Below are 20,637 nucleotides of genomic sequence, written 5' to 3'. Positions count from 1 at the left end.
GTGGGCGCCCGATCGGTCACTCGAACCGGCGATTTTCTCGCTGCAGCTGGTAGATGAAGCGCTCGACCTGGCGCTGGGCTGCGCCACTGAGGTTGTCGAAGCAGACGCCCACGTCGCTGTATTCCAGGCGGTCCGGACAGGCGACGTGGCGGATGGTCACCGGCGTGTTGATGGCGCCTATGGGCAACTCGGCGGTAAAGCTCTGGACCCGCTGCCCGGGTTGCAGCAAGTGGGTCACGTTGCCGGGAAAGCGTAGCTTGCAGCCCGTGGCCGACAGGTCGATCAGTTGACCACGCAGCTGGATCTGGCTATTGCCCTGGCTCAACTCGGCCGTCGCCGGCTGGGTCAGCAGCAGCTTGACCCGATAGGCATTGCGCCGCTGGTGATAGGTGAGCTCAGTGGGCAGGCCGATCCAATAGCAGCGATTGCCGTCCAGTTCGCTGAACTCGACCGGGCGATCGATCTGCCAGGTGACCTTGATGCCTTCGTGGAAGCTGTCCACCCGAAACGCCTGGCCCTGTTCGAGCAGGCGTTCGGCTTCGCGTGGGATGAACTCGTCCAGCGCGATCAGTCCCTTGGCTTCGTCGATTTCGACGACGAAGCTCTGGAATTGCTGCCCCTGACGATTGAAGGTGATCCGCAGCGGAATGTGCTGCTGTTGCGCCGGCCGCAGGCAGGCCAGGATCTCGCCCTTGGAGCGATAGATCTGGGGTGGCTGAGCGGCGTTGTCGCTAGCGGAAGAACCTTGCACCTGGAAACTCCTGTAAACAGCGGTCAGCAAGAATACTGGCTAGCTGCCATCTGTACAGCAAAAACGCGTTGGGGGAAAAGCTTCGAGCTCAAGCCGAACTCAGCGGACGCTGATAACCGCCACCGGTCTGGCTGCCGCGGCGGTTGTACAGCGTGGGTGCCGAGGTGCCCTGCAGCACGTTCAGCAGCTTGCCGACCACGAAGCGGTTGGCCTGGATGATCTGGCCATTGCGGACGTTGTGCGCCTTGCACTGCTCCATGAGCTGCGCGAGCCGACTGGAAAGCGCCAGCAGTTCTTCCCCATCGGGTAGCCGCGCAGCCAGGGCTTGCAAGCCCTGCAGATCCGCGCGCAGACCGTGGGCCTGGAGCAGGGCAGTGCGCTGCTGGGCATGCTGGTCGAGCTGCTTGAGCAGGATCTGCTTGGTGCCCAGCAGGGCTTCCAGCCGATCGAGCTGACGCTCGCTCAATGCCTGGAATTCCTGCTCGATCAGGGCCAGCAGTTGCTCGCTCAGGTCGATGTCGTGGCGGGTGATTTCGAGCAAGGTGGCATTGGGCATGGCACGGTTTCCTTTCGAACGTTAGAGACGATCGTCAGAAAGGCCGTGCCGAACCGGGCGTCAGGACTCGAACGCCATCAGTTTGTCGGCCACTTTCTGGCTGTCGACCTTGTAGGAGCCATCGGCGATGGCCTGTTTCAGGCGGCTGACCTTGTCGCTGTCGACCACCGGCAGATCCTTGAGCCCTGCCGTCAGGGAGCTCAGTTGCTTGGCTTCAGCGCTCAAGCTGACCGACTCGCCGGAGGCGGTGCTCTGGGTAGCCTTGACGTCGCTGGTCTGAGCCGCGGACACGTCCTTGGTTGACGCCGCCTTGGTATTGCCTATGCCCGCAGTAGAGGACGAATTCAGGCGATTGATATCTAGAGCCATGAGTGGAGATCCTCGTGTCGTCTCGTTCGCATGTCCGGCTTATCGGCGTGCAATGCCGAAACTTTAGCCGTAGACCTGTGCGCCCCGTCACATCCTTCGACAGGATGACGCGCAGAGGTTCAGGAAGCGGACGTTCAAGGTACCTCTTTTGGCTCTTGCGCTAAAGGGCTACCTCCACCTGGCCCTGATCGACGACCCGACCGTGAATTACCCGGTTGGAGCTGAGGTTGCGTACGCGGATCTCCTCGTCCTTGGCGCCGGCGCTGAGGGCCTCGCCCTGCATGCGGATGCTGAAGGAGGCGCTGCGGGCATTGATGACCACCTGCTCGCCCTTGCGAATGAGTTCGGCCTGCTCGATAAAGGACGGCGCCAGGACCTGCTCACTGACCACCTGACGCTTCAGCTGGGTGCCTATCACCTGTTCCAGGCTGGTCAGGTAGCCCTGGGTCAGGGTGCCGACATCACGCTCCACCAGCGCCACGTTCTGGCTGTCCAGCACCGCGCCACGCAACAGGGGCTGCAGCGTGACCACCACCGGGCGATACAGCTTGACCTGCGCGGGCACGAATACCGTCCAGGGACTAGCGCCTTCGCAGCGTACCTTGACGTTTATCCGACCCACCGGGGTCGGGTTGCCCTGCTGCGACAGCGTCAGGGGTTTGTCGCAGGCGGCCAGCCGCAGGCGGGAATCCAGCGAGTTGATCTGGGTTTCATGGCGCGCGTTGGAATGGGTCTCCAGCAAATATTCCTGCACGCGCTCCTCAAGAAAACTTTCGACGGCGCCGATAAGTTCGTCAGATGAGGTGTAGTCGCCTTCTGCATAGGCCTTTCCGCCCAGGCATGTCAGGATCAGCACAAGATTCGCAGCCCAGCGGCAAGAAGTCTTCATAGGTCGGAAACACGTCGCTTCGATCTTCATGAGTCACATCTAAGCAAGCCCTGTGCCGAGTTTTCCAACCGGTCCGTGGCAACGAGAGGAGTCGCCAAATGGCTGGTGTATTGGACGCAGTCAACCAACGTACCCAACTGGTGGGCCAGAACCGTCTGGAACTGCTGCTGTTCCGCCTGGACGGCTCGCAGCTCTATGGCATCAACGTCTTCAAGGTGAAGGAGGTGCTGCAGTGCCCCAAACTCACCGTGATGCCGAAATCGAGTCCGGTGGTACGGGGCGTGGCCAGCATTCGCGGCGGCACCTTTCCCATCATCGACCTGGCCATGGCCACCGGTCGCCGTGGGCTGGAAGACATCAACAACTGCTTCGTGATCATCACCGAGTACAACACCAAGGTGCAGGGCTTCCTGGTGCGCTCGGTGGAACGGATCGTCAACATGAACTGGGAAGGCATCAACCCGCCGCCCAAGGGCACCGGTCGTGATCACTACCTGACCGCCGTCACCCGGGTCGACAACCAGCTCGTCGAGATCATCGACGTGGAAAAGATCCTGTCCGAAGTCGCACCGTCCGTCGAAACCGTGTCGGCCGGCGTCATCAGCGAAGTGGTACAGGCCAAGGCCGTCACCAAGCGCGTCCTGATCGTCGACGACTCCTCGGTGGCCCGCAAGCAGGTGAGTCGCTGCCTGGAAACCGTAGGGGTAGAGGTCATCTCCCTCAACGACGGCCGCCAGGCCCTGAATTACCTCCAGGCCATGGTGGCCGAAGGCAAGCGCCCGGAAGAGGAATTGCTGATGATCATTTCCGACATCGAGATGCCGGAAATGGATGGCTACACCCTGACGGCGGAAATCCGTCATGATTCGCGGATGCAGAAAGTGCATATACTGCTGCATACCTCCTTGTCCGGCGTCTTCAACCAGGCGATGGTCAAGAAGGTCGGTGCGGACGACTTCCTGGCCAAGTTCCGCCCCGATGATCTTGCCTCCCGGGTAGCCGAGCGCATCAACGCGGTCGACAGTCACTAGGTGAAGGCGTCTCTATCCCGGTATCCAGAAGGCGGAGCGGCAGTGTCAGCAGTCAACGCGGATTTTGTGCTTTTTCGTGATTTCCTCGAGAAATCCAGCGGGATCCTGCTCGGTGACAACAAGCAGTACCTCGTCTCCAGTCGGCTCAACAAGCTGATGGAGACCGAAGGGATCAAGACGTTGTCGGAGTTGGTGCAGCGCATCCAGATGCAGCCCCGTGGCGGGTTGCGGGAAAAGGTCATCGATGCGATGACGACCAACGAAACCCTGTGGTTTCGCGACACCTATCCCTTCGAGGTGCTCAAGAACCGCCTCTTGCCGGAGTTGACCAAGAACACCTTCGGCCAGCGCCTGCGGGTCTGGTCGGCGGCCTGCTCCTCGGGTCAGGAACCCTATTCGCTGTCCATGACCATGGACGAATTCGAGCGCAGTGCGGCAGGGCAGGGGCGTGGCGGCATGCAGATCGTGGCGACCGACCTGTCCGGCGCCATTCTCACCGCGGCCAAGTCCGGCGAATACGATTCGCTGGCGATCGGTCGGGGGCTGTCCCAGGAGCGCCTGCAGCGCTACTTCGACGTGCAGCAGCCGGGGCGCTGGGCGGTCAAACCGGCGATTCGCAGCCGCATCGAATTCCGTGCGCTGAATCTGCTGGACAGCTATGCCAGCCTCGGCAAGTTCGACATGGTGTTCTGCCGCAACGTGCTGATCTACTTTTCCGCCGAGGTGAAGAAGGACATCCTCACGCGCATCCACGGCACCCTCAAACCGGGCGGCTATCTGTTCCTGGGCGCCTCCGAGGCCCTCAATGGCCTGCCGGATCTCTATCAGATGGTGCAGTGCAATCCGGGCATCATCTACAAGGCCAAGTAGGCCGGTCGATGGACACCCCAAGGGCAGACCCAGGTCTGCCCTTTCTTTTGCGCCAAAGTTTTGCCGCCCCGGCCTCGGGGCCCGGCAAGGACGGCGGAAAAACCTTGCCGCTTGCCGTCGTTCTGACTGCCACCTTGCGCTAAGCCCTTGATTTAGATGGATGCTGGAGACTGGCACGGGCCTTGCTAAATCGCTTGCAAGCCACGTCAAAGGTCTCTCGACATGAGCATCAGTTTCGACAAAGCACTCGGGTTGCACGAGCAGGCGCTGAACTTCCGTTCGCAGCGTGCCGAGGTGTTGGGCAACAACATCGCCAATGCCGACACCCCGGGCTACAAGGCACGGGATCTGGATTTCAGCGCCGTGATGGCGGAGCAGGCGGCCAAGAGCGCACCAGGGGCCTCCGGCCACTATCACCTGGAAACCACCAACAGCCGCCATATCGCTGCCGAAGGCTTCGACATGAGCATGGGCGACTCGGCGTTGAAATATCGCATCCCCACTCAGCCCTCCGTGGACCAGAACACCGTGGATGCGCAGGTCGAGCAGGCCAACTACGCCGAGAATGCGATGAATTTCCAGGCCAGCTTCACCCTGCTCAATAGCAAGTTCAAGGGGCTGATGTCGGCCCTGCGCGGAGAATAGCCATGTCCCTGAGTTCGCTGTTCAACATCGCCGGCAGCGGGATGAGCGCCCAGAACGTTCGCCTCAATACCGTGGCCAGCAACATGGCCAACGCCGATTCCGTATCTTCCAGCGTCGACCAGACCTACAAGGCGCGGCACCCGGTGTTCGCCGCCCAGCTCAACGAGGCCCAGGGCGGCGCCTCGCTGTTCGATGATCAGGGCCAGGCCGGGGTCGGGGTGGAGGTCAAGGGCATCGTCGAGGACCAGAGCGAGGTACAGAAGCGCTATGAGCCCAACCACCCGATGGCGGACAAGGACGGCTACGTCTACTACCCCAACGTGAACGTGGTGGAGGAGATGGCCGACATGATTTCGGCCAGTCGCGCCTTCCAGACCAATGCGGAAATGATGAATACCGCCAAACAGATGATGCAGAAGGTACTGACCCTCGGTCAGTAAGGAACCGGCGCCATGGCCATAAGCACGACCAATTCCACCGCTCAGTCGGTGCTCGACAAGTACTCCGTCAACAAGACGAGTGCCACGGGTGACAGCAGCGGTAGCGAGACCAAGAAGACCAGTCAGCTCGGCAAGGACGAGTTCCTCAAGCTGATGGTCGCCCAGATGAACAACCAGAATCCGCTGGAGCCCCAGGGCAACGGCGAATTCATCGCGCAGCTGGCGCAATTCAGTACCGTCGAGGGCATCACCAACCTCAATACCAGCGTCAGCTCGATCCTCTCCGGCAGTCAGTCTTCCCAGGCGCTGCAGGCGTCCACCCTGGTGGGCCGCAAGGTGATCGTCGATACCGACAAGGTCAAGGTGGATACCAGTGCGGACTTCAAGGGTGCGCTCAATCTGACCGCGTCCAGTCCGAACGTCTGGGTCAACGTCTACAACGACGCCGGCAGTCAGGTGAATCGTCTGAACCTGGGGCAGCAATCCAGTGGCCTGGTGAATTTCACCTGGGATGGCACCGACGCCAGTGGCAAGAAGCTGGACGCAGGCACCTATCGCTTCGAGGCCCAGGCCAGCATCGATGGCAAGACCGAAGCCATGAAAACCAGTTTGCCGGCTAACGTCGACAGCGTGACGCTGGGGCAGAACGGCGGCGAAATGACACTCAACCTTGCCGGCGTCGGCAGCATCGGCATCTCCAAAGTCCAGGCGGTCGGCCAGTAAGGCGCGGCACACGAGAGGAATCCAGCATGTCTTTCAATATCGGTTTGAGCGGCATCAAGGCCGCGTCCAGTGACCTCAACATCACCGGCAACAACATCGCCAACGCCAGCACCGTCGGCTTCAAGCAGTCGCGGGCAGAGTTTCAGGACCTCTATGCCGCCTCGGTACTGGGTACTGGCAAGAATGCCCAGGGCAGCGGCGTGCTGCTGGGCAATGTCGGCCAGCTGTTCAACCAGGGCACCATCGATTCCACGCAGAATGCGCTGGACATGGGCATCAACGGCAACGGCTTCTTCATGACCAGCAACAACGGTGCCGTCCAGTACACCCGTGCGGGTTATTTCGGCACCGACAAGCAGGGCTTCATCGTCGACAACAACGGCTACAAGCTGCAGGGCTACACCACCAACGCCCAGGGCCTGCTGCAGCCCGGCGTACGCAGTGACCTGCGCATCGAGACGGCCAGTCAGGCGCCCAAGTCCACCACCCAGATCGCTCAGCAGTTTAACCTGAACTCGACCAGCGCACCGCCGACGCTGACGCCCTTCGATCCCTCGGATCCGAAAACCTACAACTCCTCGACCTCGCTGAACATCTATGACAGCCAGGGTAACTCCCACGTCATGTCGCAGTACTTCGTCAAGGCACCGGCGCCGGCCACCAATCAGTGGTCGATGCAGGTGCTGATCGACGGGCGCAATCCGCTGGATCCGGGGGTTGCCACCAAGACCGCCAATACGGCGGCGGGGGTTGCCGGTGCGACGGCAAACAGTGTAGCCACGGCGGTCAACAACATGTCCGGGGCCACGCCCCAGGTGAAGGCCATCGCCAACAATGCCGCCGCCGCTGCCGGTGCGACTCCGGCCTCGGTCGCCGCAGCCGTGGCCGCCTATGGCACCCAGCCGCAGAGCTTTGGCGTGACCTTCGATGCGGCTGGCAAGCTGAGCACCGTGAGCTCTTCTTCGTCGGGCGTCAGCATCGATCCCAAGACCAATATCATCACCTTCGCTACCGATCCCACCGGATCGAGCGGTAGTGGCTGGATCCCGGCGATATCCGATGGTGGCAACCCGGCGAACTACAGCTGGAACGGCGCGCTGGGCAACACGGGCGGCTTCACCTTCGATCCGCGCGGCTCGACGCAATTCTCTACTGCCTTCGCGGTGAACAGCGTTAACCAGGACGGCTACACCACCGGTCAGCTGTCCGGTCTGGAGATCGACGATACCGGTCAGATCTTCGCGCGCTACACCAACGGTCAGTCCAAGGTGCAGGGTCAGGTGATCCTAGCCAACTTCGCCAACGTCCAAGGCCTGACGCCCATGGGCAAGACCTCCTGGACCGAATCCGCCGAGTCCGGCCAGCCGGTGGTGGGCACGCCGCGGGCCGGTACCCTGGGGGCCCTGCAATCCGGTGCGTTGGAGGCGTCCAACGTCGACATCTCCACCGAACTGGTCGACATGATCGTGGCGCAGCGCAACTACCAGGCGAACGCCAAGACCATCGAGACCGAGAACGCCATCACCCAGACCATCATCAACCTGCGTTGATGTCGTTTCTCTGACGGCTTGCCGCTCAGACGTCAGGAAAAGCCTCCTTCGGGAGGCATTTCTATTCTCAAGCCCTTGATTCAGCGGGTTTTTCGTTTTCTGGAACGGGCCTTGCTAAAGAACCTCCGAACGCAAGCTTGGCGGCAATCTGCCGCCGTCGGAGGATCAGATGGACAAGCTGCTGTACGTCGCCATGACCGGCGCCAGCCAGAACGAAATGGCCCAGCGCGCCCATGCCAACAACCTGGCCAACGTCTCGACCTCGGGATTTCGCAAGGATCTCGAACAGGCGCGCTCGATGCAGGTGTTCGGCGAGACCATGCCGTCGCGCGTCTATTCCATGAGCGAACGGCCGGCGACGGACTTCACCCCCGGCGCGCTGCAGGAAACCGGGCGTGACCTGGACGTGGCCATCCAGGGTCCCGGCTTCGTCGCGGTCCAGGATCCCTCCGGCAAGGAGGCCTATGTGCGTACCTCCAGTCTGCAGATCGATCCCCTCGGCATGCTGCGGACCGGCAGTGGTATGCCGGTGCTCGGCAATGGCGGACCCATCGCCGTGCCGCCCGCTTCCAAGGTGGAAATCGGTCAGGACGGCAGCATCACCATTCGCGGCTCCGGCCAGGCAGCCAATGCCCTGGCCCAGGTCGATCGCATCAAGCTGGTCAATCCCGACACCAAGCAGATGGAAAAGGGGCTCGACGGCCTGCTGCACATGAAGCAGGGCCAGGCGGCGCCGCCCATGGATGCCAATGTGTCCCTGGTGTCCGGCTTCGTCGAGTCGAGCAATGTCAATGCGGCGGAGGAGATGACCTCGATCCTGTCGCTGTCCCGCCAGTTCGAACTGCAGGTGAAGATGATGCGCAGCGCCGAAGACAACGACGCGGCGCTGGCAAAGGTTTTGCAATTCTCCTGATCAAGGCTAGCGCCGACGTAAAACCGGCACTTCGAGGAATACCATCATGATGTCGTCACTGTGGGTCGCCAAGACCGGTCTGTCCGCCCAGGACATGAACCTCACCACCATCTCCAACAACCTGGCCAACGTGTCCACCACGGGCTTCAAGCGCGACCGCGCCGAATTCCAGGACCTGCTGTACCAGATCCGGCGCCAGCCGGGTGCCCAGTCCACCCAGGACAATCAGCTGCCCTCCGGCCTGCAGCTGGGTACCGGTGTGCGCATCGTCGGCACCCAGAAGAACTTCACCGAGGGTTCGCTGCAGACCACCGACCAGCCGCTGGACATGGCCATCAACGGCGACGGCTTCTTCCAGGTGACCATGCCCGATGGGACCATCAACTACACCCGTGACGGTACCTTCCACCTGAATGCCGATGGCCAGCTCGTGACCGCCAACGGCTTCGCCCTGCAGCCCGCCATCGTGCTGCCGGCCGATACCAAGACCTTTACCGTCGGCGAAGACGGCACCGTGTCGGTCACCACCGCCGGCCAGGCCGCGCCCCAGGTCATCGGCAACCTGCAGATCGCCCAGTTCGTCAACCCGGGCGGTCTCCAGGCCGTGGGCCAGAACCTGTTCAGCGAGACCGCCTCCAGCGGCGCGCCCCAGGTTGGCACCCCGGGTCTGAACGGCCTCGGCACCGTGCTGCAGAGCACCCTGGAAAACTCCAACGTGAGCACGGTGGAGGAGCTGGTGAACATGATCACCACCCAGCGCGCCTACGAGATGAATTCCAAGGTCATCAAAGCGGCCGACGACATGCTCGGCTTCGTCAGTCAACAGCTCTAATCCCCTGTGAGGAAGCGCTCCATGAAACCTCTGTTCGCCGTCGCCCCGCTCCTGGGAGCGCTCGTACTCGCAGGATGCGTAGCCCCGGCCGCCAAGCCGGACGATCCCTATTACGCTCCGGTGTTGCCGCGCACGCCGGTGCCGGCGGCGCAGAACAACGGCGCCATCTTCCAGTCGGGGTTCGAACAGAATCTCTATACCGACCGCAAGGCCTTCCGCGTGGGCGACATCATCACCGTCACCCTGCAGGAGAAGACCCAGGCCAGCAAGAACGCCAGTTCCGACGTCGCCAAGAACAGCAAGGCGACCCTCGGGCTGACTTCGCTGTTCGGGGCCAAGCCGAAGATCCCCAATCCCCTGGCCGACGGCGACCTGAGCCTGGACGCCGGCTTCTCCGGCAACCGCTCCAACACCGGCAAGTCCACGGCGGCCCAGGGCAACAGCCTGTCCGGTTCGCTGACCGTGACCATCGCCGAGGTACTGCCCAACGGCATCCTGGTGGTCCGCGGCGAGAAGTGGCTGACGCTCAACACCGGCAACGAACTCATGCGCATCCAGGGCATGGTCCGCGCCGATGACATCGCCACCGACAACACCGTGTCGTCCACCCGCGTGGCCGATGCGCGGATCACCTATTCGGGCACCGGCGCCTTCGCCGATGCCAGTCAGCCGGGCTGGCTGAGCCAGTTCTTCGGCAGCCCGCTGATGCCCTTCTGAGGATGAGCGCCATGTTCAAGACCCTCATCGCCGCTGCCGCCCTGGCCCTGGTCATGCCCCTGGCCCAGGCGGATCGGCTGAAGGACATCGCCAGCATCCAGGGCGTGCGGACCAACCAGCTGATCGGCTACGGCCTGGTGGTGGGTCTGCCCGGGACCGGCGACCAGACCACCCAGACGCCCTTCACCGTGCAGACCTTCAACAACATGCTGGCCCAGTTCGGCATCAAGGTACCGCCGGGTACCACCGCGCAGCTGAAGAACGTCGCCGCGGTGTCCATCCATGCCGATCTGCCGGCCTTCGCCAAGCCCGGCCAGACCATCGACATCACCGTGTCCTCCATAGGCAACTCCAAGAGCCTGAGAGGCGGCAGCCTGCTGCTCTCGCCGCTCAAGGGGATCGATGGCCAGATCTACGCCATTGCCCAAGGCAATCTGGTGGTGGGTGGTTTTGACGCCGAAGGTCGCGACGGCTCGAAGATCACCGTCAACGTTCCGTCGTCCGGGCGCATTCCCAATGGCGCCACCGTCGAGCGGCCGGTGCCGAGCGGCTTCGACCAAGGCAACAGCATCACGCTGGACCTCAATCGCAGCGACTTCACCACCGCCAAACGCATCGTCGACAAGATCAACGAAACACTTGGCGCGGGTGTTGCATCAGCCGTTGATGCCGGGTCGATTCGTGTCACAGCGCCGGTGGATCCCAGCCAGCGCGTCGACTACATCTCGATCCTGGAGAACATGGAAGTGGATCCGGGGCAGGCGGTGGCCAAGGTCATCGTCAACTCCCGTACCGGGACCATCGTCATCGGCCAGAACGTCAAGGTCTCGCCGGCGGCGGTGACCCAGGGCAGCCTGACCGTGACCATCAGCGAGGACCCCCAGGTGAGCCAGCCCAATCCCTTGTCGGGTGGGCAGACGGTGGTGACTCCCCAGTCGACCGTCAAGGCCAAGCAGGAGGCCAAGCCGATGTTCAAGTTCGGTCCGGGTACCACGTTGGACGAGATCGTGAGAGCGGTGAATCAGGTGGGCGCTGCGCCCAGCGACCTGGTTGCCATTCTCGAAGCGTTGAAACAGGCCGGCGCCTTGCAGGCCGATCTGATCGTTATCTAAGGAGAACGGGCGATGGAATCTCGTCTGGGTGGCAACTACGGCAACGTCAAGGATTCGGGGGCCTTCACCGACCTGAATCGGTTGGCCCAGATGAAGGGTAAGGACCGCGACAGCTCGGAAAACGTCAAGAAGGTCGCCGGCGAATTCGAGTCGCTGTTCCTGAGCCAGATGCTCAAGTCCATGCGCAGCGCCAATCAGGCGCTGGCGGACAAGGACAGCCCCTTTTCCAGCGAGACCACCAAGCAGTACCAGGACATGTACGACCAGCAGCTGGCCGTCTCCCTGTCCCGGGATGGCGGCGGTATCGGCCTGGCCAACGTGCTGGAACGTCAGCTGAGCAAGACCGCCCAGCCGTCGAGCCGCCCCAATCCCTTCGCCCAGGTTGGCCAGGCTGCGCCCACCGAAGGCCAGCTGGCCGCCGGTCGCAACGCCAAGCTCAACGACGTGGCGAGCCACGGCCTCAAGCCGGCCACTACCGTAGCGTCCGGGCGTGACGATTCCAGCGCGCTGAATTCCCGACGGCTGGCGCTGCCCGGGCGTCTGGCCGAGCGTACCGCCGCCAATATTTCCGGGGCGGCCGAGCAGGGCGCCACCCTCAAGCAGAGCTTCCAGGACGTCGCGGCCGCCCAGAGCGCCTGGCGCCAGCAGGCCACGCAACCCGGCAGCAAGCCGGCCGCCGCGACCGAGGCCGTCGCCAGCGTGGACGGCGCCGCTGCCACCGGCAAGACCCGTTTCCGCACCCGTCAGGAATTCGTCGACACCATGATGCCCATGGCCGAAGCCGCGGCGAAGCGTCTGGGCGTGGATCCCAAGTACCTGGTCGCCCAGGCGGCGCTGGAAACCGGCTGGGGCAAGCACATGGTCAAGCAGGCCGATGGCAGCAACAGCAACAACCTGTTCGGCATCAAATCCCACGGCTGGGACGGCGGCAGCGCCCCGGCGGTGACCCAGGAATTCGTCAACGGCAAGGCTGTGACCGAGACCGCCAAGTTCCGCACCTACGATTCCTTCGCCGATAGCTTCCACGATTACGTGAACTTCCTGCAGAGCAACGACCGCTATGACAAGGCGCTGTCCACCAACGGCAACTCCGAGCGCTTCATGCAGGGGCTGCAGCAGGCCGGCTACGCCACCGATCCGCACTACGCACGCAAGGTGATCCAGATCGCCCGCAACATGAACACCTATCAGACGGTCGCCTCCCTGGGCACCAGTCCGTCCCGCGGTTGAGGTGAGCCATGGCTGATCTACTTTCCATTGGTCTATCGGGCCTGAGGTCCACGCAAAACGCCCTGACCACCACCGGTCACAACATCGCCAACGTCAATACGCCCGGCTATTCGCGGCAGGAGGCCATCCAGCAGACCAACATCGCCCAGTTCAATGGCTCGGGTTATGTCGGCTCCGGCTCCCAGACGGTGGATGTGCGTCGCCTCGCCAGTGATTTCCTCACCAGCCAGGTGCGCTCGGCCAACAGCCAGAACAGCGAGTTGCAGGCTTTCAAGAGCCAGATCTCCCAGCTCGACGGCCTGCTGTCCGACAACACCACCGGTATCACGCCGGCGATGCAGAAGTTCTTCGCCACCCTGCAGACCGCGTCCCAGGATCCGTCCTCGGTCCCGGCGCGGGAGGCCGTGCTTGCCCAGGCGCAGGGGCTGAGCAAGTCCTTCAATACCCTGTATGACCAGATCGACAAGCAGAACAGCCAGATCAACGATCAGCTGTCGGCCCTCACCGGTCAGATCAATTCCCTGGCCAAAAGCGTCGGCAGCCTGAACGATGCCATTGCCCGTTCCAAGGCAGCCGGCGCGGCGCCCAACGATCTGATCGATTCGCGGGACCAGGCCATCAAGCAGCTGTCCGGCATGGTCGGTTTGCAGGTGGTCAGCCAGGACGATGGCTCGCTCAACCTGTTCGTCGGCACCGGCCAGCCACTGGTGGTCGGCAGCAACGTTTCGACGCTGACCGCTCAACCGGGCAATGACGATCCGTCGCGCTATCAGATCACCCTGACGGCGGGCAGTACCTCGCAGATCATCACCTCGCAGGTCAGTGGCGGCGAGATGGGGGGCCTGCTGTCCTATAGAGACACGGCACTGGACCATGCCTTCAATAGCCTCGGTCAGCTGGCGCTGACCCTGACCGATACCCTGAACAAGCAGCTGGGGCAGGGTCTGGATCTGGCGGGCAATGCCGGTTCGGCGCTGTTCAGCGACGTCAACGGCGGCCAGAGCACCGGTCTGCGAGTCATGGGGCGGTCCACCAACTTCGGCTCGGCTACAGCCACGCTGAACATCACCGATACGTCCAAGCTCAATCCGAGCGACTATCGGCTGGATTTCGACGGCACCAACTTCAAGGCGCTGCGCATCAGTGATAGCACCAGCATCACGGTGACCCGCAGCGGTACCGATCCGGTCACCCTGACCTTCGCCGATGCCAAGGGTACCGATCAGGGTTTCAAGGTGCAGTTCACCGCGGCCGAACTGAACAAGGCCCAGGCGGGCGACGTCTTCAGCCTCCAGCCCACCCGTCGCGGTGCGGCGCAGATGAGTGTGGAGCTGAGCCAATCCAGCCAACTGGGCTTCGCGGGTACCGCCAAGGCTGCCAGCACTACCAACAACCGTGGTACCGGTGCTATCACCCAGCCTGACCTGAAGAGTGCGCCTTCGCCGGTCAGTACCGCCGATCTGGGTAGGCTGTTCGGTAGTGGTGGCATCAAGCTGAGTTTCAATGCCGCCGCTGGCAACCTGACCGGGACCCTGCCCACCGGGGCCAGCCTGAGTTATGTCTCGCCGTCCACTACCGGCCTGACCTCGGGTCAGACCAATACCTTGCGGCTGCAATACACCGACCCGAACACCAACAACAGCTACAGCTACGATTTCAACGTCAGCGGCGTGCCGCAGGATGGCGACAGCTTCACCCTGGGTGCCAACAGCGGCGCCGTCTCGGACAACCGCAATGCCCTGAACCTGGTGGCCTTGCAGACCAAGACCACCATGGGCGGCTATGGCACGACCGGTACCACTTACAACAACGCCTACGGCGGCCTGGTGGAGCGGGTCGGTACCCTGACCGCCCAGGTGCGGGTGGACTCGGCCGCCAGTGAGACCGTGCTCAAGCAATCCGAAGACAATCGTGATTCCCTGTCAGCGGTGAACCTGGACGAAGAGGCGGCCAAGCTCGTCCAGTTCCAGCAGTACTACGGTGCCTCGGCGCAGGTCATCAAGATCGCCCAGTCGCTGTTCGACACCCTGATCGGCGCCTTCAGATAAGGAACCCGCCCATGCGCATCTCTACCGTCCAGGCGTTCAACAATGGCATCAGCGGCCTGCAGAGCAACTATGGCGATGTCAGCCGCTCCCAGGAACAGATCAGCACCGGCAAGAAGATCCTCACCCCGGCGGACGATCCGGTGGCGTCGATCAAGCTGTTGCAGCTGAGCCAGGAAGAGGCGCTCAACGGTCAGTACAACACCGGTATGACCGCCGCCAAGAACAGCCTCACTACCCAGGAATCCATGCTGACCTCAGTGGAGACGGTGCTGACGCGTATTCGCGAGATCGCCGTCCAGGCCGGCAACGGTGCCCTGGATCCAACCGATCGCGCCTCTCTGGCCAAGGAAGTCGGGCAGCGCGAAGACGAGCTGATGAACCTGATGAACAGCAAGGATGCCAGTGGCAAATACTTGTTCTCCGGTTCCATGGGTGACACCCAGCCCTATGTGCGTAACGCCGACGGCACCTACAGCTACAACGGCGACGAAGGGCAGCGCAGCGTACAGATCGCCAGCTCCACCTTCGTGCCCCTCAGCGACAGCGGCAAGGACGCCTTCGAGAACAACTTCAACGCCAATCGGGTGGATACCAGCAAGGGGACGACCAATACCGGTACCGGGCGGATCTCCCTCGGCCTGGTGACGGACAAGGGCGCCTATGACTCGACCTTTCCGGCCAGCGCGCCGCCGGTAGCCAGTGACGGTATCGGCATCCATTTCCTCGATGACAAGAAATACGTCGTCTACGACCTCGCCAAGGCACCTACGGCCGCCCAATGGGCGGCCTACGATCCGGCCAATCCACCCGCAGGCCAACTCAAGGTGGACAGCCTGGACAGCACCCAGGAAGCCAGCAAATCCATCAGCTATGGCGGGGTGAAGGTGCAGATGGATGGCGTTCCGGCTGCCGGCGACGAATTCAAGATCACCCGCGACACCGCCAACGAGAAGCGCAGCCTGCTCAACGTGGTATCAGACCTGCGCAAGGCGCTGGAGAATGGCGACAGCAGTACCGAAGGGGTCTACCAGATCCGTGACAGCGCTGCCGTGGCCCTGAGCAACTTAGATACGGCCTACACCCAGGTCGACGGCGTGCGTGGCAAGGTCGGCGCGCGTCTCAACGTCATCGACTCCACCAGTGACTTCATCGCCAACGTCAGCCTGGTCAACAAGTCGGTGCAGTCTGATCTCCAAGATCTCGACTATCCCGAGGCGCTGTCGCGTTACGCCTTGCAGAACACCGTACTGCAGGCATCGCAGCAGAGTTTCGTGAAGATCGCCCAGTTGAGTCTGTTCAAGTACCTGTAAGGACAGAGGTCAAGGCGTAACGGGATTGGCCGATTTTTTGCTGCTACTCTTTCGCTAGGCTAGATGCGCCGGTTTTCCGCCGCCTCCGCCGCTCGACTCATCGCGAAGGGATAGCAACATGTTTGATGGCCTGTCGATCTTCATCTCGGGTGGTACCGGCTCTTTCGGTCGCGCCTTCGTCAAGCGGCTGCTAAGCGACTACCAGCCCAAACGGGTAGTGGTGTTTTCTCGCGACGAACTCAAGCAGTACGAGATGAGCCAGGAGTTCGATGCCCCCTGCATGCGCTACTTCCTCGGCGACGTGCGCGACGAGCAGCGTCTGCAGCAGGCCATGCGCGGCATCGATCTGGTGATACATGCCGCCGCCCTGAAGCAGGTGCCAGCGGCCGAATACAACCCTACCGAATGCATCCGTACCAACGTCAATGGCGCGGAAAACATCATCGCCGCGGCGTTGCAGAACGGTGTGAAGAAGGTCATCGCCCTGTCCACCGACAAGGCGGCCAGTCCGATCAATCTCTATGGCGCCACCAAGCTGCTGTCGGACAAGCTGTTCGTCGCGGCCAACAACATCGCCGGCAGTCGCGACACCTCCTTCGCCGTGGTGCGCTACGGCAATGTGGTCGGCTCCCGCGGCTCGGTGCTGCCACTGTTCCGCAAGCTGATCGCCAAGGGCGCCGAGGACCTGCCGATCACCGATGCGCGCATGACGCGCTTCTGGATCACCCTCGACGAGGGCGTGGATTTCGTCATGCGCAGCTTCGAGCGCATGCAGGGCGGCGAGTTGTTCGTGCCCAAGATTCCCTCCGCGCGGATCGTCGATCTGGCGACTGCCCTGGCGCCGGATCTACCGCAGCGCCAGGTCGGCATCCGTCCGGGGGAAAAGCTGCACGAGATGATGATCTCCCGGGACGACAGTCCTCATACCCTGGAATTCGCGCGTCACTATGTCATCGCGCCGGCGCTGAGCTTCAACCAGCCGTGCGACTACTCCCTTGATGGCCTGGGCGAGCAGGGACATCCGGTCGAGCCGGGCTTCGAATACCTGTCCGACATCAATCCCGATTACCTCGACGTCGCGGCGCTGCGCCAGCTGGTCGAGCGCTGCCCATGAGCGCCATTCCCTATGGTCGGCAATCCATCAGCGAAGCGGACATCGCCGCGGTCACCGCCGTGCTGCGCTCCGACTGGCTGACCCAGGGGCCGATGATCGAGCGCTTTGAACAGGCAGTGGCGGGGCGCTGCGAAGCGACGCACGGTGTGGCCGTCTGCAATGCCACGGCGGCGCTGCATCTCGCCTGCCTGGCGCTGGACCTGGGGCCTGGCGATCTGCTTTGGACCTCGCCCAATACCTTCGTGGCCAGCGCCAACTGTGCGCGCTATTGCGGCGCCGACGTCGACTTCGTCGACATAGATCCGCGCACCCTCAATCTCAGCGTTCCGGCGCTGGCCGCCAAACTGGAAGTCGCCGAGCGGACAGGGCGGCTGCCGAAGATCCTGGTGCCCGTGGCCTTCGCCGGCCAGAGCTGCGACCTGGCCGCCATCCAGTCTTTGGCACGCCGCTATGGCTTCAAGGTGATCGAGGATGCTTCCCACGCCATAGGCGCGCGCTACGTCGGTCAGCCCGTGGGCTCTGGCGCCCAGGCCGACATCACCGTATTCAGCTTTCATCCGGTGAAGATCGTCACCACCGGCGAAGGCGGGCTGCTCACCACCAACGATGCCGCCCTTGCCGAACGGCTGCGGCGACTGCGCAGCCACGGCATCACCCGCGACCCGGCGTTGCTGCAGGCCGCAGGGCAGGGTGGCTGGTACTACGAACAGCTGGAGCTGGGCTTCAACTACCGCATCACCGACATCCAGGCGGCCCTGGGACTGTCGCAGCTCGACCGCCTGGAGCCCTTCATCGCGCGTCGGCGCGCCCTGGTCCAGCGCTATCGGGAGCTGCTGGCGGAATTGCCGGTCGGCCTCCTTGGCGACCAGGTCGGTGCCGAGTCGGCCTGGCACCTCTTTCCCATCCGGGTGGATGAACACCAGCGCGATCAGGTCTTCGCCGGGATGAGAGCTGCGGGTATCGGCGTCAATCTGCACTACATCCCCGTGCACCTGCAGCCCTATTACCGCGCCCTGGGCTTCGCGCCTGGCGATTTTCCGGAAGCCGAGCGCTACTACGCCCAGGCCCTGAGCCTGCCGCTGTACGCCGACCTGAGCGAGGCCCAGCAGGATCGAGTGGTTGAAACGCTGGCCGAGTTGTTGAAGTAGAGGAAAGGAGCATGCGAGAGATGACCGCGCAAGAGCGCTTCTGGCAGGGTGAATTCGGTGATGCCTACGTCGACCGTAACGCCGGCGCTGCAGCCGTAGCCAGCTGCCTGGCCTTCTTCGGACGCGCGCTGGCGCGGGCCGGCGGCCTGGGTAGCGTGCTCGAGCTGGGCACCAACCGTGGCCTCAACCTGCAGGCGCTGCGAGCCCTGTTGCCCCAGGCGCAGTTGCAGGGTGTCGAGCTCAACGGCAAGGCCTGCGCCCTGGCCCGGGCGCTGAACGTTGCCGAGATCTGGGAGGGTTCGCTGTTCGATTATCCCGTGACCAAGGGCTTCGACCTGGCGTTCACCAAGGGCGTACTCATCCATCTGCCTCCCGACTTGCTGCCGGCTGCCTACGACAAGCTGTACCAGGCCAGCCGACGCTTCATTCTGGTCGCCGAGTACTACAACCCCACGCCGGTGGAAGTGAGCTATCGCGGCCATGCCGAGCGACTGTTCAAGCGCGACTTCGCCGGTGAACTGCTCGACCGCCATGCCGATCTGCGCCTGCTGGACTACGGCTTCGTCTATCACCGCGATCCGCTGTTCCCGGCCGATGACATCTCCTGGTTCCTGCTGGAGAAACAGGCGTGACCGCCATCGCCATCATTCCCGCCCGGGGGGGCAGCAAGCGCGTCCCGCGCAAGAACATCAAGGCCTTCCACGGCCGCCCGATGATCGCCCATTCCATCCAGGCGGCGCTGGAAAGTGATCTGTTCGCCCGGGTCGTGGTCAGCACCGACGATGCAGAGATCGCCGAGGTCGCCCGCAGCTGGGGCGCCGAGGTGCCCTTCCTGCGTCCCGCCGAGCTGGCGGATGACCATGCCGGTACCGTCGAGGTGATCCAGCATGCGGTAGCGGCGCTGCGCGAGCAGGGCGAGGACTTCGCCTACGCCTGTTGCCTCTACGCTACCGCACCTTTCGTGACCCCGGCCGATCTGGCGCGGGGGCTGGAAATCCTCGAACGTCATCCGGACAAGGCCTATGCCTTTACCGTCACTGATTACGCCTCGCCGGTGCAGCGAGCGTTGCGGCTGCGCCCGGACGGCGGTGTCGAATCGCTCTATCCGGAGTTCTACGAAACCCGCTCCCAGGACCTGGAACCGGCTTTCCACGATGCCGGCCAGTTCTACTGGGGGCGCACCGAGGCCTGGGCGCAGGGTGCACCCCTGCATGCGCCGCACTCGCTGCCCGTATGGCTGCCGCGGCATCGGGTGCAGGATATCGATACGGCCGAGGACTGGCGGCGTGCTGAAGTTATGTTCGCCGCCCTGGGAGCGGCGCCGCGGTGATGCGGATTCTGGTGCGTGTGGATGCCTCGCCCATGATCGGCAGCGGTCATCTGGCACGTTGTCTCACCCTGGCCAGGGCGCTGGAGGCACAGGGTGCGCAGTTCACCTTTGTCTGCCGACTCGCTGAGCCGGACTGGCGCGCACTGATCCCCCAAGCCTATGAAGTCCTGCTGTTACCCCCACTGGGATCGCCGCCTGGCTATCCCGAACAGCGGATCGACGCCGAGGAAGACTTCCTAAGCATGCAAGTCCTGCTGGGTGAGCGATGCTTCGACTGGTGCCTGATCGATCATTACGGCCTGGCCGCGGACTGGCATGCCAAGGTCCGCCGCCATGCCAGACGCATCCTGGTGCTGGACGATCTCGCCAACCGTCCCCTGGCGTGTGATCTGCTGCTGGACCCAGGCGATCATCCATGGCCGGAGCAGCGCTACGTATCCCTGCTGCTGCGCGACGCCGTGCAATTGTACGGGCCAGAACACGCACTGCTGCGCGACGAGTTCAAGCAAGCGCGAGAAGGTCTGGCGCCGCGCGCGGGGCGTCTGGAGCGGGTCTTGGTGTTCTTCACCGGCGGTGATGACCTGGGCCAGACGCGGCTGGCGCTGCAAGCCCTGCTCAACTGGCGCCCCGGCCTAATTGTCGATGTGGTGGTCGGAGCAGGACAGGCTGACCAGGCAGAGCTCCAGGCACTGTGTGATCAGCCGGGGTGGCGACTGCACATTCAGATCGACTACATGGCCCGGTTGCTGGCGGACGCCGATCTGGCCCTAGGTGCTGCTGGCGCCTCCTCCTGGGAGCGTTGCGCGCTGGGAGTTCCAGCGCTATTGGCGATCCTGTCCGACAACCAGCGCGAGTTGGCGGCCGGTCTGGAGCGCTGCGGGGCAGCACTTATCCTGGGGGAAGGTGCCGAGCTTGAAGTCGAGGATTATCAGCAGGCGCTGCACGCCCTGACGCCCGAGCAATTGGCGCGGATGTCGGCGCAGGCCTGGAAGCAGGTGGATGGTCTGGGTACCCAGAGAGTCGTCCACGCCCTAATGGAATTGTCGGCCGCACGCTGAG

22 protein-coding genes are annotated in these 20,637 nt (G+C 63.1%); 18 read left to right on the top strand and 4 right to left on the bottom strand.

Annotated elements, in window-relative coordinates:
- Nucleotides 1-16 precede the first annotated feature (16 nt).
- The 4 genes from DBY63_RS02570 to flgA form a co-directional block, all read right to left on the bottom strand.
- Complete coding sequence (locus DBY63_RS02570; protein ID WP_027601637.1) at nucleotides 17-751, bottom strand: flagellar brake protein; 735 nt, start codon at nucleotides 749-751, stop codon at nucleotides 17-19.
- Between the two features lie 88 nt (nucleotides 752-839).
- Nucleotides 840-1,307, bottom strand: coding sequence for a flagellar protein FlgN (locus tag DBY63_RS02565; RefSeq protein WP_027601638.1), 468 nt, complete (start codon nucleotides 1,305-1,307; stop codon nucleotides 840-842).
- A gap of 60 nt (nucleotides 1,308-1,367) precedes the next feature.
- Entirely contained in the window at nucleotides 1,368-1,676 is a 309-nt protein-coding gene (gene flgM, locus DBY63_RS02560) for a flagellar biosynthesis anti-sigma factor FlgM (RefSeq protein WP_027598038.1), read from the bottom strand.
- 160 nt (nucleotides 1,677-1,836) lie between these two features.
- A complete protein-coding gene (gene flgA, locus DBY63_RS02555; protein WP_255211779.1) occupies nucleotides 1,837-2,430 on the bottom strand; it encodes a flagellar basal body P-ring formation chaperone FlgA in 594 nt (197 codons plus the stop codon).
- Nucleotides 2,431-2,663: 233 nt separating this feature from the next.
- Here flgA and DBY63_RS02550 point away from each other — a divergent pair, with 233 nt between their 5' ends.
- From DBY63_RS02550 to pseG, 18 genes are all read left to right on the top strand, one after another.
- Nucleotides 2,664-3,596 carry a chemotaxis protein CheV gene (locus tag DBY63_RS02550; RefSeq protein ID WP_007160449.1) on the top strand — a complete coding sequence of 311 codons (933 nt, stop codon included), beginning with the start codon at nucleotides 2,664-2,666 and terminating at the stop codon, nucleotides 3,594-3,596.
- Between the two features lie 42 nt (nucleotides 3,597-3,638).
- Complete coding sequence (gene cheR, locus DBY63_RS02545) at nucleotides 3,639-4,466, top strand: protein-glutamate O-methyltransferase CheR (RefSeq protein ID WP_027598036.1); 828 nt, start codon at nucleotides 3,639-3,641, stop codon at nucleotides 4,464-4,466.
- 222 nt (nucleotides 4,467-4,688) lie between these two features.
- Nucleotides 4,689-5,111 carry a flagellar basal body rod protein FlgB gene (gene flgB, locus DBY63_RS02540; RefSeq protein ID WP_108581192.1) on the top strand — a complete coding sequence of 141 codons (423 nt, stop codon included), beginning with the start codon at nucleotides 4,689-4,691 and terminating at the stop codon, nucleotides 5,109-5,111.
- Between the two features lie 2 nt (nucleotides 5,112-5,113).
- Nucleotides 5,114-5,551, top strand: coding sequence for a flagellar basal body rod protein FlgC (flgC, locus tag DBY63_RS02535; RefSeq protein ID WP_027598035.1), 438 nt, complete (start codon nucleotides 5,114-5,116; stop codon nucleotides 5,549-5,551).
- A 12-nt stretch (nucleotides 5,552-5,563) separates the two neighbouring features.
- Complete coding sequence (gene flgD / locus DBY63_RS02530; RefSeq protein WP_108581191.1) at nucleotides 5,564-6,274, top strand: flagellar hook assembly protein FlgD; 711 nt, start codon at nucleotides 5,564-5,566, stop codon at nucleotides 6,272-6,274.
- 26 nt (nucleotides 6,275-6,300) lie between these two features.
- The gene (locus DBY63_RS02525; protein WP_027598033.1) at nucleotides 6,301-7,824 is read left to right on the top strand and encodes a flagellar hook protein FlgE; all 1,524 of its coding nucleotides are present in this window, start codon (nucleotides 6,301-6,303) and stop codon (nucleotides 7,822-7,824) included.
- Nucleotides 7,825-7,993: 169 nt separating this feature from the next.
- Nucleotides 7,994-8,737, top strand: a complete 744-nt coding sequence (locus tag DBY63_RS02520; protein WP_027598032.1) for a flagellar basal body rod protein FlgF — start codon at nucleotides 7,994-7,996, stop codon at nucleotides 8,735-8,737.
- A gap of 46 nt (nucleotides 8,738-8,783) precedes the next feature.
- Nucleotides 8,784-9,569 carry a flagellar basal-body rod protein FlgG gene (gene flgG / locus DBY63_RS02515; RefSeq protein ID WP_027598031.1) on the top strand — a complete coding sequence of 262 codons (786 nt, stop codon included), beginning with the start codon at nucleotides 8,784-8,786 and terminating at the stop codon, nucleotides 9,567-9,569.
- A 21-nt stretch (nucleotides 9,570-9,590) separates the two neighbouring features.
- Nucleotides 9,591-10,286, top strand: a complete 696-nt coding sequence (flgH, locus tag DBY63_RS02510) for a flagellar basal body L-ring protein FlgH (protein ID WP_027601645.1) — start codon at nucleotides 9,591-9,593, stop codon at nucleotides 10,284-10,286.
- Between the two features lie 11 nt (nucleotides 10,287-10,297).
- Nucleotides 10,298-11,398, top strand: a complete 1,101-nt coding sequence (locus tag DBY63_RS02505) for a flagellar basal body P-ring protein FlgI (protein ID WP_007160438.1) — start codon at nucleotides 10,298-10,300, stop codon at nucleotides 11,396-11,398.
- A 12-nt stretch (nucleotides 11,399-11,410) separates the two neighbouring features.
- Complete coding sequence (gene flgJ / locus DBY63_RS02500; protein WP_027601646.1) at nucleotides 11,411-12,628, top strand: flagellar assembly peptidoglycan hydrolase FlgJ; 1,218 nt, start codon at nucleotides 11,411-11,413, stop codon at nucleotides 12,626-12,628.
- An 8-nt stretch (nucleotides 12,629-12,636) separates the two neighbouring features.
- Nucleotides 12,637-14,676, top strand: coding sequence for a flagellar hook-associated protein FlgK (gene flgK / locus DBY63_RS02495; protein ID WP_027598027.1), 2,040 nt, complete (start codon nucleotides 12,637-12,639; stop codon nucleotides 14,674-14,676).
- A gap of 11 nt (nucleotides 14,677-14,687) precedes the next feature.
- On the top strand, nucleotides 14,688-15,986 hold the full coding sequence (gene flgL, locus DBY63_RS02490; protein ID WP_027598026.1) for a flagellar hook-associated protein FlgL: 1,299 nt from the start codon (nucleotides 14,688-14,690) through the stop codon (nucleotides 15,984-15,986).
- Nucleotides 15,987-16,104: 118 nt separating this feature from the next.
- Nucleotides 16,105-17,100: a UDP-N-acetylglucosamine 4,6-dehydratase (inverting) gene (gene pseB / locus DBY63_RS02485; RefSeq protein ID WP_108581190.1), complete on the top strand. Its 996-nt coding sequence runs from the start codon at nucleotides 16,105-16,107 to the stop codon at nucleotides 17,098-17,100.
- Complete coding sequence (pseC, locus tag DBY63_RS02480) at nucleotides 17,097-18,248, top strand: UDP-4-amino-4,6-dideoxy-N-acetyl-beta-L-altrosamine transaminase (RefSeq protein ID WP_108581189.1); 1,152 nt, start codon at nucleotides 17,097-17,099, stop codon at nucleotides 18,246-18,248. The genes pseB and pseC overlap by 4 nt, the downstream gene beginning before the upstream one ends.
- 11 nt (nucleotides 18,249-18,259) lie before the next feature.
- Complete coding sequence (locus DBY63_RS02475) at nucleotides 18,260-18,880, top strand: pseudaminic acid biosynthesis-associated methylase (protein WP_108581188.1); 621 nt, start codon at nucleotides 18,260-18,262, stop codon at nucleotides 18,878-18,880.
- Nucleotides 18,877-19,578 carry a pseudaminic acid cytidylyltransferase gene (gene pseF, locus DBY63_RS02470; protein WP_108581187.1) on the top strand — a complete coding sequence of 234 codons (702 nt, stop codon included), beginning with the start codon at nucleotides 18,877-18,879 and terminating at the stop codon, nucleotides 19,576-19,578. The genes DBY63_RS02475 and pseF overlap by 4 nt, the downstream gene beginning before the upstream one ends.
- Nucleotides 19,578-20,636 (top strand): UDP-2,4-diacetamido-2,4,6-trideoxy-beta-L-altropyranose hydrolase, encoded by a 1,059-nt coding sequence (gene pseG, locus DBY63_RS02465; protein ID WP_027598021.1) that lies wholly within the window; start codon nucleotides 19,578-19,580, stop codon nucleotides 20,634-20,636. The genes pseF and pseG overlap by 1 nt, the downstream gene beginning before the upstream one ends.
- Nucleotide 20,637: the final 1 nt, after the last annotated feature.

It is taken from the genome of Pseudomonas sp. RIT411, from assembly GCF_003057735.2.
GTDB lineage: Bacteria > Pseudomonadota > Gammaproteobacteria > Pseudomonadales > Pseudomonadaceae > Chryseomonas > Chryseomonas oryzihabitans.
Note: the sequence above shows the minus strand (reverse complement) of the source record. Positions and strands in the feature narration are given on the sequence as shown.

Coding starts and splice junctions, on each gene's coding strand:
- DBY63_RS02565 (WP_027601638.1), bottom strand. CDS start 1,307: ATGCCCAATGCCACCTTGCTCGAAATCACCCGCCACGACATCGACCTG.
- flgM (WP_027598038.1), bottom strand. CDS start 1,676: ATGGCTCTAGATATCAATCGCCTGAATTCGTCCTCTACTGCGGGCATA.
- DBY63_RS02550 (WP_007160449.1), top strand. CDS start 2,664: ATGGCTGGTGTATTGGACGCAGTCAACCAACGTACCCAACTGGTGGGC.
- flgB (WP_108581192.1), top strand. CDS start 4,689: ATGAGCATCAGTTTCGACAAAGCACTCGGGTTGCACGAGCAGGCGCTG.
- flgC (WP_027598035.1), top strand. CDS start 5,114: ATGTCCCTGAGTTCGCTGTTCAACATCGCCGGCAGCGGGATGAGCGCC.
- flgD (WP_108581191.1), top strand. CDS start 5,564: ATGGCCATAAGCACGACCAATTCCACCGCTCAGTCGGTGCTCGACAAG.
- DBY63_RS02525 (WP_027598033.1), top strand. CDS start 6,301: ATGTCTTTCAATATCGGTTTGAGCGGCATCAAGGCCGCGTCCAGTGAC.
- DBY63_RS02520 (WP_027598032.1), top strand. CDS start 7,994: ATGGACAAGCTGCTGTACGTCGCCATGACCGGCGCCAGCCAGAACGAA.
- flgG (WP_027598031.1), top strand. CDS start 8,784: ATGATGTCGTCACTGTGGGTCGCCAAGACCGGTCTGTCCGCCCAGGAC.
- flgH (WP_027601645.1), top strand. CDS start 9,591: ATGAAACCTCTGTTCGCCGTCGCCCCGCTCCTGGGAGCGCTCGTACTC.
- DBY63_RS02505 (WP_007160438.1), top strand. CDS start 10,298: ATGTTCAAGACCCTCATCGCCGCTGCCGCCCTGGCCCTGGTCATGCCC.
- flgJ (WP_027601646.1), top strand. CDS start 11,411: ATGGAATCTCGTCTGGGTGGCAACTACGGCAACGTCAAGGATTCGGGG.
- flgK (WP_027598027.1), top strand. CDS start 12,637: ATGGCTGATCTACTTTCCATTGGTCTATCGGGCCTGAGGTCCACGCAA.
- flgL (WP_027598026.1), top strand. CDS start 14,688: ATGCGCATCTCTACCGTCCAGGCGTTCAACAATGGCATCAGCGGCCTG.
- pseB (WP_108581190.1), top strand. CDS start 16,105: ATGTTTGATGGCCTGTCGATCTTCATCTCGGGTGGTACCGGCTCTTTC.
- pseC (WP_108581189.1), top strand. CDS start 17,097: ATGAGCGCCATTCCCTATGGTCGGCAATCCATCAGCGAAGCGGACATC.
- DBY63_RS02475 (WP_108581188.1), top strand. CDS start 18,260: ATGCGAGAGATGACCGCGCAAGAGCGCTTCTGGCAGGGTGAATTCGGT.
- pseG (WP_027598021.1), top strand. CDS start 19,578: ATGCGGATTCTGGTGCGTGTGGATGCCTCGCCCATGATCGGCAGCGGT.